A 17,978-nucleotide genomic window follows, 5' to 3' on the forward strand; every position below is an offset into this window, starting at 1 on the left:
TATTCTAATCCTTTAAAATTAGAAAAATGAAAAAGATTTTACTCCTTTTTTTATGTACTGTATTTTTAGGAAATTTGTTTGTTGCTGCACAGAATCAAGATCAAACAGAACGTTTGCTGCGCAAAAAAGAACTCGTTTATGTTGAAGGCGGAATCAATATGTCCTTACCTGTACATATTCAAATGTACCGTTCTCACAGACTTGCCATTGGAATAAACCTGAGAGCAGCAAAACCTATATCATCAAAAACAGAATTTGGAGTTCGGTTTGAATTTGATTATCGATTCATAAAGAAAAACAGCCGAAATTTAACTCCAGAAAGCACATTGGAAGAAAGGGCTTTACACAGTAATTTTAGCTTAATCACTATTAAACCTAACTTTCAATTTAATTGGAATTCGCATTGGTTTTTGGGAGCGGAAACCGGAATTGGATATGCAATTTCGGATGAAGACCCAAAAATCGGTTTGGGTTTCATCTCCGAATATGATAGTAGCGAACAATTTGGTTCGTGCTCTGGTTTGTATATTGGAAGGTATTTTACCATTAAAAATCAAAAAAAGAAATTAGGTATTTCTTTGAGTTTTACCAATTTTGTTGCCAATTGGCATGCGGAAAACTCGCTTGGTCTAAAGTTCAATTATCGCTTAAAAAATTAACTTAGCTTTTGATTGTGAAAAATTTATAAAAAAAGAGAGCTGATTCAATAATCAGCTCTCTTTTTATTTAAAATGGGTTATTTTTTTAATTTAAGCTACCGGTATACTTTCATTTCTGATAATTTTTCCTGTAGCAGTTTGTTTAAATTTAGGAATAAACACAATATCTTTTGGTTTTTCATATCGATCCAAAACATCAAAAACGGAGTCTGCAATTTCTATAGGTTCCCCTTCTATAAAAAGCACTAATTTTTCTCCAAGTGTAGCATCAGCTTCTCCGTGAACGAAATAACGTCTTGGAATTAATGTAGATAATTTTTCTTCGATTTTTTCAGGAATCAATTTAATTCCACCACTATTAATCACATTATCATAACGACCGACCCAAACAAATTGAGTATCTGAAATTAAATTTACAATATCATTTGTAACGATTTTTTCGCTGCTGATCTTTTTTGCATCAATAACTAAACATTGATTTTCGTTAACAGAAACCGTTACATTTGGCAAAGTTGTAAAAGCATCTGCTCCTATTCGTTTTGCGGCAATATGTGTAATTGTTTCAGTCATACCATACGTTTCATAGATTTCGATTGGTAATTTTACCAATTCTTGTTCTAATGATTTATGAATTTTCACACCACCTATAATTAGTTTTTTGATGTTGTGCAATTGATTGATAGAATTTTTTGCCTGCAAAGGAACCATTCCACAAAAATCAAATGTTTCGTCAATAAACTCTAGAGGATTTGAACTTGGAGCAACAAACTCCATATCTAATCCTAAAATAAAAGATCGAACAAACATCATTTTACCTGCAACATAATTTGTAGGCAAACAATGTAAAACTTTATTTCCCGGAACTAAACCAAAGAAATCACCGGTAGCTAATGCTGAATTAACCATGGCTTGTTTGTCTACTTTAATAATTTTTGGAGAACCGGTTGTTCCTGAAGTGTTTATTTCTAAATATGTTTTATCATCAAACCAGTCTAATATAAAATCACCTAATGGTTTTTCGTAGTAATCGCCTTCTTTAATAAAAGAATAAGCAATTCGAATCAAATCTTCTTTAGTTAAATGAAAGCCATTTAATTTAAATTTGTTGTGAACGTTGTGGTAAGTTGGGTTATTCATTTTCGTTTTTTATTATATTATTATCAACTAATAGTATTTTACCTGTAAGTTTTTCCTTCCAATTATTCCAATTGTATTTACTCGAAAAAATTTTGAGCAAGATAGGGAAAATAATAAAAACTGGCAATAAAACATCCAAAGAAGCGGAAGGAATTGAAACATCTCTAAAAATAGAATGCGTTTGAAAAGCAGACCAATCCGAAGTGACTAATAATGCGCTAACTAAGTTGTTGGCGGCATGAAAACCCAACGCTAATTCCATTCCTTCATCCATCAAAGTGATGATTCCAAGAAATAATCCTGTACCTATATAATATATCATGATGATATTTCCCATTTTTGCCACTTCGGGATTTGAAATATGCATCATACCAAAAATCACTGAAGTCATCAGCAATGGAAACCATTTATTTCCAGACAAATTCGCAAATCCTTGCATCAAATATCCTCTAAAAACATATTCTTCGGTGCTGGTTTGAAAAGGAACTAACACAACTCCGATAACCACCAAAATAGCAAATGGAACTGGTTTGAAATTGATTGTGAAATTTTCCGGATTAGACCAATAAAAAAACAATGTGGTTATGATGGTAAAAACGGCCCATAAAAAAAAGGAGAAAAACACTCTGCTCCAATCTATTTTGGGTCTTGATGTTGTAACGGAAAGCATCGTTTGATTGTGCAGATAACGAACAACAAAATAGATTCCAATTAAAGCAAAAACAAAGGAAATCAGCAATAAAAATAAAGTCATATTCGGTTCAAAAAAACGCATTACTTCTTCATTTGAACTTGGATAGCGTTTTTTATTTACAAGAGTTTCATAAACAATCCCTAACAACATTGGTATTTGGCCCACAAAAGAAGCCATAATAATTAATAAAGAACCCACGATGTATTTCCAAAACTTATTCTCAGGGCGTATTCCTTGTTCTATAAACATAGTATTCTATTTAATTTGAATTCATTAATTAGTTCTGAAAAAAATATTTTGTTACCTCTAAAATACGCTTTCTATTTTGAATTTTCTTTACTTCGCAAAAAAAACATGATACAAATATACCATAATCCACGTTGCGGAAAATCAAGAAATTGCTTGTCTTTTTTGGAAGAATCAAAAAAAGAATTTGAAATTATCAAATACCTTGAAAAAACACCTTTATATGAGGAATTAGTTTCGCTTATCAAAAAACTAAATGTTCAACCCATTGCATTGGTTCGTGTAAAAGAAAAAATTTGGATAGAAAATTTTAAAAACAAACAACTATCTGATGAAGAAATTATACAAATATTAGCATCAAACCCTATTCTCATTGAAAGACCCATAGTTATAAAAGGAGAAAAAGCGATAATTGGTCGTGTATTAGATGATGTGTCTGCATTTATTTAAAGCATTAACATTTATTTGTGATTCATACTATTAAACCTAAGCCTATTTTTGTGGTCTAAAAAATATAACCAAAAAATAAACTAATGAGAAAAATACAATTTGTCTTAATTCTTGTGCTCTTTTTCACAAGCCTTATCAATTTTGCGCAAGAAGCACCTCAAGCCAAAAGCAAAGTAAAAGTAAGCGGTAAAGTGATTGAAAAAATAAGCAAGCAACCGCTGGAATATGCAACAATAACATTCAAAGACCCAACGAATCCAAAAGCACTTTCAGGTGGAATTACAAATGCTAAAGGAGAATTTGACATAGCGGTATTGCCGGGAGTTTATAACATTACAATTGAGTTTATTTCTTTTAAAGCAATCGAAATCAAACAAAAAAACATACAAGCCAACAGTAGTCTAGGACTAATTTTTTTAGATGAAGACGCTTCGCAATTGAATGAAGTAGTTGTTCGTGCCGAAAAAACAACTGTCGAAATAAAATTAGACAAAAAAGTGTATAATGTAGGTAGTGATTTAATGGTAAAAGGCGGAACTGTCAGTGATGTTTTAGACAACATTCCTTCTGTTTCTGTTGATGTTGAAGGAAATGTAAGTCTTCGTGGTAATGAAAATGTTAAAGTTTTAATTGACGGAAAACCTTCAAACGCGATTAACATTGCCGAAGCTCTGCGTTTGATTCCTGCAGATGCAATTGAAAAAGTAGAAGTTATAACAAACCCATCTGCACGATATGATGCTGAAGGTGGCGGAGGTTTATTAAATATTGTTTTGAAAAAAGGAAAAAACTTAGGTTTAAATGGAACTTTTATTGCTTCAACCGGATATCCTGATAATTATGGAATAAGTGGAACGGTAAACTTTAAATCCGAAAAATTTAATTTATTTACTAATCAAGGCTATAATTACAGAAACAGCCCTGGAAATATGATTAACGAAACGGAATATCTAAACGCCGATAACACAACCAAAAACTTTGTTATTGAACCTCGAATTAATGAGCGTTATGGTAAAGGATATAATGGGAATTTTGGTATCGAATTGTATTTAGATAAATCAACTTCGTGGACCAATACCATCAATTACAGAAAAAATAATGGTGATGACACTGATAATATCTTCCAAAAATATTATGATGCTGATTATGTGTATGATTACACCCGAAATCGTATTAATGTAGAAGACAATAAAAGTGAAAATGTAGAATTTACAACCAACTTCACAAAAAATTTCAAAAAAGAAGGGCATAAACTTACTGTAGATGGATCTTTTTCATCAAATGATGATAATACTAATGCTTTAGTTACTGATTCAGCTAACAATTCTGACATCATAAAATTAGACAAAACCCTTAACCATCAAACTCAAAACAGAAATTTAATTCAAATGGATTATGTTTTGCCTTTGGCAAAAGGAAGTCAATTTGAAGTAGGTTACCGTGGAGATTTCAACAAATTGCTAACGGATTATCAAGTAGCAAATGACGGTGTAATCAATTATAATTTTACCAATACTTTAGAATATAAAGAAAATGTAAACGCATTATACACACAATACGGATTAAAAGTAAATAAAATCTCTGTTCTTTTGGGATTGCGTTGGGAAGATTCTAATATTGAAGTAAATCAATTGTCAACGAATGATTTTAACACCAAAAAATACAATAATTTTTTTCCAAGTGCCTTCTTTACTTATGAACTTTCAGATAAAAGCAGCGCTTCATTAAGCTACAGCAGAAGAATTCAAAGACCAAGAGGACGAATGTTAAATCCGTTCAGTAATCTATCTAGTAATATCAATATTTTTATTGGAAATCCTGATTTAGATCCTGCTTTCACAGATGCAATTGATTTTGGATATATCAAAAGATGGGATAAATTGACTTTTAATACTTCCTTATACGTGAATAAAACAACGGATGTTTTCCAGATGGCAAGAAGAGAATCCGGTGAATTTGTTAACGGAACACCAATCATAATTACTTCGCCTATCAACGTCGCTACAGAATATCGAACCGGTTTTGAATTTACCTTAAATTATTCGCCATACAAATGGTGGAAAGTAAACGGAAACTTCAACTTCTTCAGAAACGAAACACAAGGTGACTTTACTTATATTAATTTTAATGATAATGAAGTTACTCAAAATTTTGATAATACAGCTACTTCTTGGTTTACCCGTGTAACATCAAAAGTAACCTTGCCTTATAAAATAGAATGGCAAACTAATGCTACTTATAATGCTCCACAAAAGAATGCTCAAGGTGAAGTTTTAGGGAATTTCAGTGCTAATTTAGCTTTTAGTAAAGATGTCCTAAAAGAAAAAGGAACCGTTTCGTTTAATGTAAGTGATGTATTCAACTCTAGAAAACGAATTATGGAAACCTATCTTCCTGGCGTTCTGAATTCTCATTCTGAAATGCAATGGAGAGAAAGACAGTTTACTTTATCCTTTACGTATCGTTTTAACAAACAGAAAAACGAAAGGGAAAAACAACCTAAGAAAAGTATGAATGAAGGTGGTGAAATGGAATTTCAAGGATAAAAAAAAAAGACTCGTGAAAACGAGTCTTTTTTTATTTAAACAACAATCAAATTAAAGTGATTGTTCTTGCTTTTTCTTAGCTTTCTTTTCTTTGTATGCTTCCCAAGTTGCTCCACCTACCCAATAGGATACGAAACCAACCAAGAAAAACATTAACCAAAAACCGATCGTTAAAACGGTTAAGAATAGCAAAAAGCCTAAATACTGTGAGAAATCAAACATATCTTCCGGAATTTTTGAATGTAAGTACAAATGTATGTTTATTATTTTTGCTTAGCAATAAAAATTGTAAAAACTACAGTGATTTTTTAAAAAGAGGAACTTCCTTGATTTTTAACCTCTTTTTTAAATAGATTATAATTATACCAAATCTTTGTAACCCGATATAATTCTAAATTATTAACAGAACATTTTTGATTAAGAAATATTCATTTTACTACCTTTACGGCCTTAAATAAAAACTATGTCAGCCGCAAAAAAAGATTACAAAAGAATTACTACAAAATCATTAATTGAAATGAAAGCCAATGGCGAAAAAATTTCAATGCTTACCGCTTATGATTATACGATGGCAAAAATCGTTGATACCGCTGGAATTGACGTGATATTAGTGGGTGATTCTGCTTCAAATGTAATGGCAGGACATGAAACAACATTGCCAATTACTTTAGACCAAATGATTTATCACGCTTCATCGGTGGTAAGAGCAATAGAAAGAGCATTAGTTGTAGTTGATTTACCTTTTGGAAGCTACCAATCTGATCCTAAAGAAGCCTTGCGTTCTGCTATCCGAATCATGAAAGAAAGTGGTGGACATGCGGTAAAACTCGAAGGTGGTAAAGAAATTAAAGATTCAATCAAAAAAATATTAAACGCAGGAATTCCAGTAATGGGCCATTTGGGTTTAACCCCACAATCTATCTATAAATTTGGAACTTACACCGTTCGAGCCAAAGAAGAAGAGGAAGCAGAAAAACTGATGGAAGATGCCAAAATGCTCGAAAAACTAGGTTGCTTTAGTTTAGTTCTCGAAAAAATCCCTGCTCATTTAGCCGAAAAAGTAGCCAAAAGCATTTCGATTCCTGTAATAGGAATTGGCGCTGGTGGCGGCGTTGACGGACAAGTTTTAGTAATTCATGACATGCTTGGAATGAACAATGAATTTAGCCCTCGTTTTTTAAGACGCTACATGAATTTATATGAAGGAATGACTAAAGCCATAAGCCAATATGTTACTGATGTAAAATCAAGTGATTTCCCAAATGCAAATGAACAGTATTAGTATTTTGTAATGCATTGGCACTTTCATAATATCCATTTAATAAAACCGCTTTACTTTTGTCCAATAAAATAATTTCTAACAAAAATAACCTCCAAATTCTTCACGAAGACAATCACCTAATTGTGATTAATAAGCGCGTTGGCGATATCGTACAAGGAGACAAAACGGGAGACAAACCACTATCAGAGGTCGTTAAGGAATATATTAAAGACAAATACAATAAACCCGGAGAAGTTTTCCTTGGAGTTGTACATCGCTTAGACCGACCTACAACAGGAATTATTGTTTTTGCCCGAACAAGCAAAGCACTAACCAGAATGAATGAATTGTTTAGCAATCGGGAAACACAGAAAACGTACTGGGCAGTTGTAAAAAACAAACCCGAAAAATCCGAAGATAAACTCGTTCATTATTTAAAAAGAAACGAAAAAAACAATACTTCAAAAGCACATCTCAAAGAAGTTCCCGAAAGCAAACTAGCCAGTTTAGATTATAAAATAATCAAGGAACTCAACAACTATTTTGCTTTAGAAATCAATCTTCATACCGGTCGTCACCACCAAATTAGAGCACAACTTTCGGCTATTGGTTCTCCTATAAAAGGCGATTTGAAGTATGGTTTTGACCGAAGTAATCCTGATGGCGGAATTCATTTACACGCCAGAAAACTAACTTTTATACATCCCGTTTCTAAAGAATCCTTAACCATCATTGCACCAATACCAAATGATGTGATTTGGAATGCAATTTGATTTTTGGAAAAAAAATTCAATATGTAAATTATAAAATTTAACTTGCAGTACACTTCCTAATTTGTGTAGGTATGAACTATAAAACAAGTTTGAGTTTTAGAAAAGAAACTTTAGTACAATTATTGAATGCAATAGTTATTCATGAAGATGAAATTATTGAAGCTTTGCATGATGATTTCAAAAAACCTGCCTTTGAAGCTGTTTTAACAGAAACCAATTATGTTATCACAGAACTAAAAGATACCATCAAAAATTTGTCAAAATGGGCAAAACCCCAAAAAGTATTTCCATCGATACTCAACTTTCCATCTACCGATTTTATTTATAAAGAACCTTATGGAAAAGTATTAATTATTGCACCTTGGAATTACCCTTTTCAATTGGCTTTATGTCCAATGATTGCAGCAGTTGCCGCAGGGAATCAAGTAGTAGTAAAACCTTCTGAACTTACACCAAAAACTTCGGCAGTAATCCGTAAAATAATTGAAAAAATTTTTCATATCAATCATGTAGAATGTATTGAAGGCGGACTTGAAGTTTCACAAAAACTGCTTGCTGAACGTTGGGATTATATCTTTTTTACAGGAAGTCCCTCAGTGGGGAAAATAATTGCCAAAGCTGCCGCCGAAAACCTGACTCCGGTCACCCTTGAACTTGGCGGTAAAAACCCATGTATCATTGACGAAACTGCCAATTTAAAACTGGCAGCCAAAAGAATTGTTTGGGGAAAATTCATAAATGCCGGACAAACCTGTATTGCACCTGATTATATCTTAATTCAAAAAGATATGAAAAGTCATTTCATAGCGTATTTGAAAACCGAAATCACTAAAGCCTACGGAGAAAATCCGGCGCTTTCTCCTGATTTTGCAAGAATCATCAATACTAAGAATTGGTTACGGTTAGCCAATTTGATTGAGGAAGAAAAAGTGATTTTTGGAGGACAAACCGATATCGAAAACAACTACATCGCCCCTACTCTCATTGAAGAAAACGATATGGAAAGTTTACTAATGCAAGAAGAGATTTTTGGTCCATTATTACCCATTCTTTCCTATGAAAAAGAAGAAGATATTAAGACTGTTATTTCTAAATTCGAAAAACCTTTAGCACTGTATGTATTTAGTGAAAATAAACGATTTTCTGAAAAAATTATTACGCAATATTCCTTTGGCGGAGGCTGTATCAATGATACTGTAGTACATTTTTCTAATAAAAGATTGCCATTTGGCGGTGTAGGACACAGTGGTATCGGAGCTTATCACGGACGTTTGAGTTTTGACACTTTTTCTCATAAAAAGAGTATTGTAAAAAAAGCAAATTGGCTGGATATACCGCTGCGATATGCCCCGTATAATGATAAATTAAAATCAATTAAAAAAATACTAAAATGGATGTAACCAAAGAAAAATCGGTAAGTGAAGCCATTAAATACCGGCGTTCTGTTCGAGTATTTACCAAAGAAGCTATCGAGGAACAAAAAGTCAAAGAATGCATTCAGTTAGCAAGTCTCGCGCCAACGAGCAGCAACATGCAACTTTGGGAATTTTATCATATCGTTTCTCCTGAAATTATTCAACAAATTGCTGGAGCAAGTTTTGACCAAAATGCAGCAAAAACAGCGCAGCAAATTGTTATTGTGGTTGCCCGAAAAGATTTATGGAAAAAAAGAGTACAATCAAACATTGCCTATTTAAAAAATCAACACGGCGATAAACCGGCTAAGGAATATACCAAAAGAGAAAAGTTTGCATTAAACTATTACCAGAAAATTGTTCCGTCCCTTTACATGGATTTTTTCGGAATTTTAGGAAGAATCAAATACTTTGCTTTTCAAATAATTGGTTTATTTAAACCCATTTACAGACAAGCCCGAAACAGTGATATGCGAATTGTAGCTCATAAAAGTGCAGCTCTGGCGGCTCAGAACTTTATGATTAGCATGGCTGCAATAAATTATGACACATGCCCCATGGAAGGTTTTGATTCCTTGAGAGTGAAAAAAATAGTACATTTACCTTTTTCCAGTGAAATAAATATGATAATCGGATGTGGAATTCGGGATGTAAATGGCGTTTATGGAGAACGCTTTAGAGTTCCATTTGAAGAAGTCTATTTTAAAATATAAAAATTAAAAACTAACCCCAAAATCAAACCAATTTAATAATGGAATCAACAAAAAAAAGAATAGAAGAAATAAAGAATAATGGATATGAATTAGATTTTAGCGATGTTTTCAATCATGCTTTCGAAAATTATAAAAAAATTGCTTTGTATGCCGGATTAGCCTTATTCGTTTTTTTAGTATTGATGGGTATTATTATCGCTGGAATAGCCGTATCTGTTATGGGAATGGCAGTATTGAATGAAAAGTTTATTGAAAATTTAAAACTTGAAAACCTTTCCGGAGTTTATGTTATCCTTTATTTGATTGTTGCTGTGTTTTTTTCAGCTTTGTTGAGTCCATTTAATGCCGGTTTTCTTAAAATGGCATACAGCGCCGAAAAAGACGAAGAGTTTCACGTTTCTACTTTTTTTGAATATTTCAAAGCGCCATATTTTAAAGAACTGTTTACAGCAACTATTTTAATTACCTTAGTTAGTTCCGGACTCTCTATACTTCTTGAACTTGCCAATATCCAAATACTTGGTTTTTTAACTTCAATGGCAGTCTCCTTTTTCACTATTTTAACTCTGCCCTTAATTATTTTTGGAAACTTAAAAGCAATTGATGCTATTCAATCCAGTTTCACTATTGTACTAAAACAACCTGTAACCTTGATTTTATTAGTTTTAGTCGCTTATATCGGCTCTTTTGTTGGTCTTATTGGTTGTTGCATCGGAATATTCTTTACTATTCCATTTATATATTCTACCCAATATGCCGTTTATTGCGCTATTGTTGGAATAGATTCAAAAACCGAATTAGAAGAAATCGGCTCAGACATCGAGTAATTTTAGTTAAAATTTGTAAATTAAATTTGAGAGTGTTTTTTTATGGATATTTTTTTCTAAATTTCTTATCTATAAAATTCGCTCCTTGAGTGTGTACAATTAAATTTAAAAAAAATATATGGCATTTTGCTATACCCACATATTATGTTCCATTTCAAACTCAATTATAAATTGTAGGGTTTCTTTTTTGACGCTAATAAATTACACACAATTAATGTTTATTAATCCCAAATCATGGATTTTAATACCTGCTTTAATTAGTGCTGTATTTTTATTATTCTATAATTTTTTTAGAATCAAATCTAAATTAAAAAGCGAGTTTATAAAGAACAACACTACTATTAACTCTGTAAATAAAGAATACCAATTGTATCTTTTATTTTTAGGAATTATACTGATTATCATAGAGATTATTTTTGAAATTTTTAAAGTAAGACCTAAAAGCGCCTTGTTTCAGAACGTTTTTATAGGACTATCTTTGCTGCTCTTATACATAATGAGTAAAAGATTCTCTTACATTTATAAAAACATTAAGTCAATTTTTATTGGCATTTACATTGTTTATTATGTTTTGGTAACAAGAAATTTAATTGTTCTCACAAACGATGTTATACCTTCAATAGCATTTGTCGTTTTCTTTTTCTTTTCATATACCGTGTTCAGACCTGTAAAGTTATATTGGTATTTAACCGGTGCCCTTTTTATATATATTCTTGCGATTTTTACTTTCGATTTAGTTCCTACAAAAAAAGCTATTATTCTGTTAAATTATTACTTTATAATTCTAATATTAAACTACGTAAGACATCTCTCGTTATTAAATTTAAACGATAAATTTCGGTTTGCCAATGAAATTGTAAACAAAGGAAATTCACTCACCATTGCAGGAAATAAAAAAGGAGAAATATCTTTTTGCAGTGATACAATAACAGCCATATTGGGTTATACTCCCGAAGAAGTAATAGGTTTTGGATTTTGGGAACTTACGGAAGATCCTGATTTTGTTGGCTCGGATTATCACAATGACTTTGTAGAAAACAGAGCATACATCCGAAAATTAAAATGTAAAAATGGGGAATACAAATTCATTCAATGGAAAGATAAAAAGTATTCAGAAGATTTAGTGATTGGCATTGGTCAGGATGTGACAGAACAAATACAAATCAAAGATCAATATAAAAACCTGATTGAAAATGCAAATGATATTATTTTTGAAGTTGATCATGATGGTAATTTTACATTCATCAATAAGTTTACTTTCAAAATTTTAGGATATACTGAAAAAGAAATTATTGGTAGAAATTATTCAGAATTTATAAAGCCAGATTACATCAGTAATATGATGAGTTTCTACGAAAATTTAGAAGAAAAAGAATTTGATTTCCCAATTGTAGAATTTCCATTACTGAAAAAAGACGGTGGAGAGTTATGGATTTCTCAAAAAGTAATAATTCGTCGAAATGATTTGGGCGAAATCATTGGATATTCGGGTATTGCCAGAGACATTACCAAATTAAAAAATATTGATGAAGAAAATAAAATTAGAAATTCAAAAATTGAAGAATACAATACAGCCATAAAAAAACTGTCTACCATAAATTTCAGCAACCATGAAAACATTGATTTTGTAATAAAATTAATCATTGAAACGGCTGCAAGAGCATCACATTCAGACCGTGTAAGCTATTGGAAATATACAGATAGTCGAATCGTATGCAAAAATTTATTTCGCTTGAATACCAATGATTATGGAGAAAAAATTGTTTTAACGAAAGAAAAATTCCCGATTTATTTTGAATCCATAAAAAGTAAAACATTAATTAGTTCCGTGGATGTTTTTGATAAATGGGAAATGTCAGAATTTACAGAGAATTACTTTTTGAAAAACAACATAAAATCATCACTTGACATTCCTATTTTTATTAATGGAGAAATTAAAGGAATTATATGCTTTGAAACCACTTTAGTAAAAAGAAATTGGGATAATGAAGATATCAATTTTTCCAGAACAATATCCGACATAATCTCATTAGCAATAGCGTTACAAAAGCGTCATGAAGTAGAGAAAAAATTACAATATAAAAGTGAGCTCTTATCTGCAATGACTATTTGTACTGAGAAATTTCTGAACAGTAATGATATCAATGACATTTTTTCTGATGTTCTGATTATAATGGGAAAAGCCACGAAATCCCATCGAGCCTATTATTATGAAAATAATGAAAATACAAAATCAATAAGCCAAAAATACAGGTGGATTATTAACAATGATACACTAACAGAAAATAATGAACAGCTACAAAATTTACCTTATAACTATTTTGAAGAATTATTAACTCCACTTCTCAACAATAAAATATATACCAAAAAAGTTAGAAAAATTAAGAATGAATCTCTAAAAAATAAATTATCAAATGTTGAAGTTGTCTCATTAATTCTTTTTCCAATATATATTAAAAATAATTTTCTGGGCTTTTTGGGATTCGATGATACCCAAAACGAACGAAAATGGTCAGAAGATGAAGTCAATATTCTACAAACTTTAGCCAGAAATATTGCTTCATCAATAGAACATATTACTAATGAAACAGCCATCTATGAAAGTGAAGAGAAATTTCGACTATTAGCTAATAATATTCCCGGAACAGTTTACTTATCTAAATATGATAAATATGCCACCAAAGTTTATATCAATGACGAAATAGAAAATCTAACAGGATATCCAAAATCTGATTTTCTAAATAACAAAATATCATTTATTGACCTGATTCATCCCGATGATAAAGAGCAAACTTTATTAGGTGAAAAAGAAGCGATTAGAAAGGGGAAACAAATACGTCAAACCTATAGAATTATTCATAAAAACAAAAATATTGTTTGGGTTGAAGAATTTGGAGAAACCATTTATAAAGACGGAGAAATTATGTTTATTGAAGGGATCTTCATTGATATCACCGAAAGAAAACAAGCAGAAACCTTCGTAAAAGCAAAAGAATTAGCCGAAGCGGCAAATAAAGCAAAATCTGAATTTCTGGCAAATATGAGTCATGAAATCAGAACGCCACTCAACGGTATTATTGGGTTTACTGATTTATTAATGAAAACAAATCTCGAGAAAACTCAAGAGAAATACATGATTACCATTAATCAATCTGCTAATTCATTATTGAATATTATCAACGATATTCTTGACTTCTCTAAAATTGAAGCCGGAAAATTAGACTTATTCATAGAAAGCCTTGAAATAAATGAAATATTGAGTCAAATTATGGACTTAATATTTTATGAATCGACACTGAAAAAATTGAATTTAGAATTAAACATTGCCTCCGATGTTCCCAAATACTGTTGGATTGACATCGTTCGTTTAAAACAAATTCTAATTAACCTCTTGTCTAATGCCGTAAAATTTACCGAAAAAGGAACAATAAAATTAGACGTCAACGTATTGGATATAATAGATGAAAACACGAGCAAAATTCGTTTCTCGGTAATCGATTCCGGTATTGGAATATTAGAAAAAAATAAGGCCAAAATTTTTCAGGCTTTTTCTCAAGAAGACAGTTCAACCACCAGAAAATTTGGAGGTACAGGTTTAGGACTTACAATATCCAATCAATTATTGGGATTAATGAACAGTCACCTACAACTTGAAAGTTCCATAAATAAAGGAAGTGTTTTTTATTTTGATTTAATTTTAAAAACCAGTAATTCAATTGCCGAAGAATCCATAGAAATAATACCTGTTGATGATAATCATATCAACCTAATCTTTGAGACAAATGAAAAATATAGAAAATTAAAAATAATGATTGTTGAAGACAACACAATAAATATGCTGTTGCTCAAAACAATTCTGAAAAATTTATTTAAAGATGTAATCATTTATGAAGTTGTAAATGGCAAGAATGCTGTAGACCAATTTGAAACCATACAACCGGACATTATCTTTATGGATATTCAAATGCCTATAATGAATGGTTATGAAGCTACCAGAGCAATCCGAAAATTAAAATCCGGACAAGAAATTCCGATAATTGCCATTACTGCAGGCACGGAAAAAGAAGAAAAATTTAAATGTCTCGAAGCTGGAATGAATGATTATATTTCAAAACCTATTCTTAAAGGAATTATTGAAGAAACCATTTTAAAGTGGACGGAATAGATTGATAAAACTTACACTGTTTTATTAATATAACTTTTAAACAGAAACTATAAAGAGTTATATTACCATAATAATAACGATTCAATTATAATGGATTAAATCAACATACTATCTTTTATTTAAACAAAGACAAGTAATAAGAAGCACATCGAAAAAAATTAGCAGTACCTTCGCGCCAAATTAAAGAAGTAAACTAAACAATTGTGTTTGCTTCATAAACACTATTTATGTCATTTAAATCATTAGGCCTATCGGATGCTTTATTAAAAGCCATCAGCAAAAAAGGATACACAACCCCTTCTCCAATTCAACAAAAAGCAATTCCACCCATCTTAGAAGGCAAAGATGTTTTAGCATCTGCACAAACAGGAACAGGAAAAACAGCAGGTTTTACCCTACCCATATTACAAATATTATCACAAGGAAAACACTTAAGCCACAGACCCATTCGTGCCTTAATATTGACCCCAACACGAGAATTGGCTGCACAAATTTTAGCCAATATAAAAGAATACAGTGAGTTTGTTGATTTACGCTCTGCCGTTATTTTTGGTGGTGTAAACCAAAATCCACAAGTTAGCCAATTGCGTCAAGGTGTTGATATTTTGGTCGCAACTCCCGGTCGATTGATCGATTTACAAAATCAAGGTTTGGTATCACTGTCCAAAGTGGAGATTCTGGTTTTAGATGAAGCTGACCGTATGTTGGATATGGGATTTTTACGAGATATCGAACGCATCATGAAAGTATTGCCATCCAAAAGGCAAAACTTACTATTTTCGGCAACCTTTTCAAAAGACATCAAGAAATTGGCAATGGGAATTTTGCATAACCCGGTTCAAGTGGAAGCAACACCCGAAAACACAACTGTTGATGCCATTATTCAAAAAATATATCCTTGTGCCAAAGAGAAAAAAACAGAACTAATCATCAAACTGATTACGGATGGCAACTGGAAACAGATTTTGGTTTTTACCCGTACCAAACAAGGAGCCAACAAATTGACTGAAAGCATGATTAGCGCTGGTATTAAAGCAGCAGCCATTCATGGAAACAAAGGGCAAGGTGCAAGAACTAAAGCTTTGGCCGGTTTTAAAGACGGAAGCCTGACCGCTTTGGTTGCCACAGATATTGCTGCTAGAGGTTTGGATATTCCATTATTGCCACACGTGATCAATTTTGAATTGCCCAATATTCCCGAAGATTATGTACACCGCATTGGTAGAACCGGACGTGCCGGAGCAAGCGGAGAAGCCATTTCGCTATTTAGTCCAGACGAAACTGTTTTTCTACGTGATATCGAAAAATTGGTAGGATTGAAATTACCTAAAGAGAACATCAAAGGTTTCGAACCCGACCCTAACGCATCAAAAGAGCCAATCAAACAAGGACAAGGAAGACAGCAACGCGATTCAACTCCGCGAAAACCAAAAACAGACTCTACAAACCGAAGCAGCAATAACAGCTTTGGTCCAAGACGCCCGAGTCAAAATAATGACAGACGTTCTAATAGATAATTAATTTTTATTCTTTTTTAGGAGCAGAAAGAGTTCGTTTTTTTAGAACGTATTTCCCGCTATACACTACAATCTTGTGGGGGCTGAACGCCAGCCTCCACAAGGATTTTCATTTCTATCGGGGCTATAATTCAAGATTTTTTTTCTAAAAACCTTTGCAATCAAATCTAATAAAAAATACGCTACGCTCCGCAAAGTCTTTGACTTTGCGGAGCTTGGTTGTTAAAATAAAATGGCATAAGCAATAGGTAAAAAGTTCTGTATCAGTAAGTAGAATTCTCCTATGCATTTCACGATTCTCTCATGCATTTTGCGATTCTCCTATGCGCATTTAGGATATTGCCATGCACATTCACGATTCTCCTATGCAATTTTACGATTCTCCTATGCGCATTTAGGATATTGCCATGCACATTCACGATATTGCCATGCAATTTTATGATTCTCCTATGCGCATTTAGGATATTGCTATGCACATTTGCGATATTGCCATGCACATTTGCGATTCTCCTATACAATTTTACGATACTGCTACGCAAAGTCTCCGACTTTGAGGATGTGTTCGTCAGACTCTGACTGACCTATACATTAAACAATCCAAAATAAAATCGGTTGAAAACAGAAAATCATTACCTCAAAGTCGGAGACTTTGCAGAGCATATAATCTGAAACCAAACTCCTCTTTATATTGAAAACTGTTGTTTCCAAATATAACAATAATGTTAAGCCTTACTTTACAAATTAGTATGCTATTCATACAGATTCAAATCTAGATTAAGAATAGTACCTACTCTGCTAAACTCTTCATTAATCTTTGCATTCAAGATAAGTGGTTCATTAGTTATGGGATGATTAAAAAATAACTGATGTGCATGAAGCATCATTCCTTTCAGTTCAAAATGCTCCAACCATAATTTATTTTGTTTGTTACAACCATGTGGCCGACTTCCTAAAATGGGATGAAAAATATGTTTGAAATGTTTTCGTAATTGATGCATCCGTCCCGTTTCAGGAATCGCTTCTACCAAACAATATCGGGACGTTGGTTTATTGTTAAATTCTAACTCAATTTCGGTAGTTTGCAATCGATGAAAGTAGGTTATTGCATTCTGGATGACGTCATCATCATTGGTTAAATCATAATCAATCGTTAGTTCTTCGGGTGACCAACCACGTAAAATGGCTAAATACTTTTTTTCGACTTCGCGTGTGGCAAAACGATCATTCATAATTTTTAAAACATCCTTGTCCAGTGCAAATAACAAGACACCAGATGTTTTGCGATCTAACCGATGAATAGGATAAACGTGTTGTCCTCCTATTTGATTTCTCAATTCTTGAATCGCATAAACTTTTGCATCGCGCGCATAAAATGATTTGTGGACTAACAATCCACTTGGTTTATTAATTGCAATAATATATTCGTCTTGGTACAGAATTTCTAACATTTAGCAAAAATAAAAGAGATTCCTCTCGAAATCTCTTTTTTGACGTATTTATTTCTATACTTTCTTTTTTCATTTTAGCTCGAAAAACAAAATAGAAGATTACGAATGATAAAACTGTTATTAAAAT

The 17,978-nt window shown here is 32.1% G+C and carries 14 protein-coding genes; 10 read left to right on the forward strand and 4 right to left on the reverse strand.

Translation table 11 applies throughout. From position 1 onward, the window contains the following. Positions 1-26 precede the first annotated feature (26 nt). The gene (locus tag O6P34_RS12845; protein ID WP_269684911.1) at positions 27-659 is read left to right on the forward strand and encodes a hypothetical protein; all 633 of its coding nucleotides are present in this window, start codon (positions 27-29) and stop codon (positions 657-659) included. 90 nt (positions 660-749) lie between these two features. Here the strand turns inward: O6P34_RS12845 and O6P34_RS12850 are convergent, their stop codons facing one another. Together O6P34_RS12850 and O6P34_RS12855 are read right to left on the reverse strand one after the other, a co-directional pair. Continuing rightward, entirely contained in the window at positions 750-1,796 is a 1,047-nt protein-coding gene (locus O6P34_RS12850) for an AMP-binding protein (RefSeq protein ID WP_269684912.1), read from the reverse strand. Further along, positions 1,789-2,739 (reverse strand): CPBP family intramembrane glutamic endopeptidase, encoded by a 951-nt coding sequence (locus tag O6P34_RS12855; protein WP_269684913.1) that lies wholly within the window; start codon positions 2,737-2,739, stop codon positions 1,789-1,791. The genes O6P34_RS12850 and O6P34_RS12855 overlap by 8 nt, the downstream gene beginning before the upstream one ends. 105 nt (positions 2,740-2,844) lie before the next feature. Here O6P34_RS12855 and O6P34_RS12860 point away from each other — a divergent pair, with 105 nt between their 5' ends. Beyond that, positions 2,845-3,186 (forward strand): arsenate reductase family protein, encoded by a 342-nt coding sequence (locus O6P34_RS12860; RefSeq protein ID WP_269684914.1) that lies wholly within the window; start codon positions 2,845-2,847, stop codon positions 3,184-3,186. An 83-nt stretch (positions 3,187-3,269) separates the two neighbouring features. Beyond that, positions 3,270-5,732, forward strand: coding sequence for a TonB-dependent receptor (locus O6P34_RS12865; protein WP_269684915.1), 2,463 nt, complete (start codon positions 3,270-3,272; stop codon positions 5,730-5,732). 51 nt (positions 5,733-5,783) lie between these two features. Here O6P34_RS12865 and O6P34_RS12870 read toward each other — a convergent pair whose 3' ends face one another. Then, positions 5,784-5,954, reverse strand: a complete 171-nt coding sequence (locus O6P34_RS12870) for a hypothetical protein (protein ID WP_199711408.1) — start codon at positions 5,952-5,954, stop codon at positions 5,784-5,786. A 241-nt stretch (positions 5,955-6,195) separates the two neighbouring features. On the opposite strand from O6P34_RS12870, the gene panB reads away from it, so the two are divergent. From panB to O6P34_RS12905, 7 genes are all read left to right on the forward strand, one after another. Continuing rightward, entirely contained in the window at positions 6,196-7,014 is an 819-nt protein-coding gene (gene panB, locus O6P34_RS12875; RefSeq protein WP_269684916.1) for a 3-methyl-2-oxobutanoate hydroxymethyltransferase, read from the forward strand. Positions 7,015-7,070: 56 nt separating this feature from the next. Further along, positions 7,071-7,766, forward strand: coding sequence for an RluA family pseudouridine synthase (locus O6P34_RS12880; protein ID WP_269684917.1), 696 nt, complete (start codon positions 7,071-7,073; stop codon positions 7,764-7,766). Positions 7,767-7,837: 71 nt separating this feature from the next. Further along, positions 7,838-9,166, forward strand: coding sequence for an aldehyde dehydrogenase (locus tag O6P34_RS12885; RefSeq protein ID WP_269684918.1), 1,329 nt, complete (start codon positions 7,838-7,840; stop codon positions 9,164-9,166). Beyond that, positions 9,157-9,894, forward strand: a complete 738-nt coding sequence (locus O6P34_RS12890) for a nitroreductase family protein (RefSeq protein ID WP_269684919.1) — start codon at positions 9,157-9,159, stop codon at positions 9,892-9,894. The genes O6P34_RS12885 and O6P34_RS12890 overlap by 10 nt, the downstream gene beginning before the upstream one ends. Positions 9,895-9,932: 38 nt before the next feature. Further along, positions 9,933-10,721: a hypothetical protein gene (locus O6P34_RS12895; RefSeq protein ID WP_269684920.1), complete on the forward strand. Its 789-nt coding sequence runs from the start codon at positions 9,933-9,935 to the stop codon at positions 10,719-10,721. Positions 10,722-11,217: 496 nt separating this feature from the next. Continuing rightward, a complete protein-coding gene (locus O6P34_RS12900) occupies positions 11,218-14,886 on the forward strand; it encodes a PAS domain S-box protein (RefSeq protein ID WP_269684921.1) in 3,669 nt (1,222 codons plus the stop codon). A gap of 227 nt (positions 14,887-15,113) precedes the next feature. After that, entirely contained in the window at positions 15,114-16,403 is a 1,290-nt protein-coding gene (locus O6P34_RS12905) for a DEAD/DEAH box helicase (RefSeq protein ID WP_269684922.1), read from the forward strand. Between the two features lie 749 nt (positions 16,404-17,152). Here O6P34_RS12905 and O6P34_RS12910 read toward each other — a convergent pair. Next, complete coding sequence (locus O6P34_RS12910) at positions 17,153-17,851, reverse strand: pseudouridine synthase (RefSeq protein WP_269684924.1); 699 nt, start codon at positions 17,849-17,851, stop codon at positions 17,153-17,155. Between the last annotated feature and the right edge of the window lie 127 nt (positions 17,852-17,978).

The organism is Flavobacterium lacustre (assembly GCF_027474525.2).
Taxonomy (GTDB): Bacteria; Bacteroidota; Bacteroidia; order Flavobacteriales; family Flavobacteriaceae; genus Flavobacterium; species Flavobacterium lacustre.

Bases quoted from the DNA above. Each gene is read 5' to 3' on its own strand.
- O6P34_RS12885 (WP_269684918.1), top strand. From the start codon at position 7,838: ATGAACTATAAAACAAGTTTGAGTTTTAGAAAAGAAACTTTAGTACAA.
- O6P34_RS12910 (WP_269684924.1), bottom strand. From the start codon at position 17,851: ATGTTAGAAATTCTGTACCAAGACGAATATATTATTGCAATTAATAAA.
- O6P34_RS12865 (WP_269684915.1), top strand. From the start codon at position 3,270: ATGAGAAAAATACAATTTGTCTTAATTCTTGTGCTCTTTTTCACAAGC.
- panB (WP_269684916.1), top strand. From the start codon at position 6,196: ATGTCAGCCGCAAAAAAAGATTACAAAAGAATTACTACAAAATCATTA.
- O6P34_RS12900 (WP_269684921.1), top strand. From the start codon at position 11,218: ATGAGTAAAAGATTCTCTTACATTTATAAAAACATTAAGTCAATTTTT.
- O6P34_RS12870 (WP_199711408.1), bottom strand. From the start codon at position 5,954: ATGTTTGATTTCTCACAGTATTTAGGCTTTTTGCTATTCTTAACCGTT.
- O6P34_RS12890 (WP_269684919.1), top strand. From the start codon at position 9,157: ATGGATGTAACCAAAGAAAAATCGGTAAGTGAAGCCATTAAATACCGG.
- O6P34_RS12905 (WP_269684922.1), top strand. From the start codon at position 15,114: ATGTCATTTAAATCATTAGGCCTATCGGATGCTTTATTAAAAGCCATC.
- O6P34_RS12860 (WP_269684914.1), top strand. From the start codon at position 2,845: ATGATACAAATATACCATAATCCACGTTGCGGAAAATCAAGAAATTGC.
- O6P34_RS12895 (WP_269684920.1), top strand. From the start codon at position 9,933: ATGGAATCAACAAAAAAAAGAATAGAAGAAATAAAGAATAATGGATAT.
- O6P34_RS12845 (WP_269684911.1), top strand. From the start codon at position 27: ATGAAAAAGATTTTACTCCTTTTTTTATGTACTGTATTTTTAGGAAAT.
- O6P34_RS12855 (WP_269684913.1), bottom strand. From the start codon at position 2,739: ATGTTTATAGAACAAGGAATACGCCCTGAGAATAAGTTTTGGAAATAC.
- O6P34_RS12850 (WP_269684912.1), bottom strand. From the start codon at position 1,796: ATGAATAACCCAACTTACCACAACGTTCACAACAAATTTAAATTAAAT.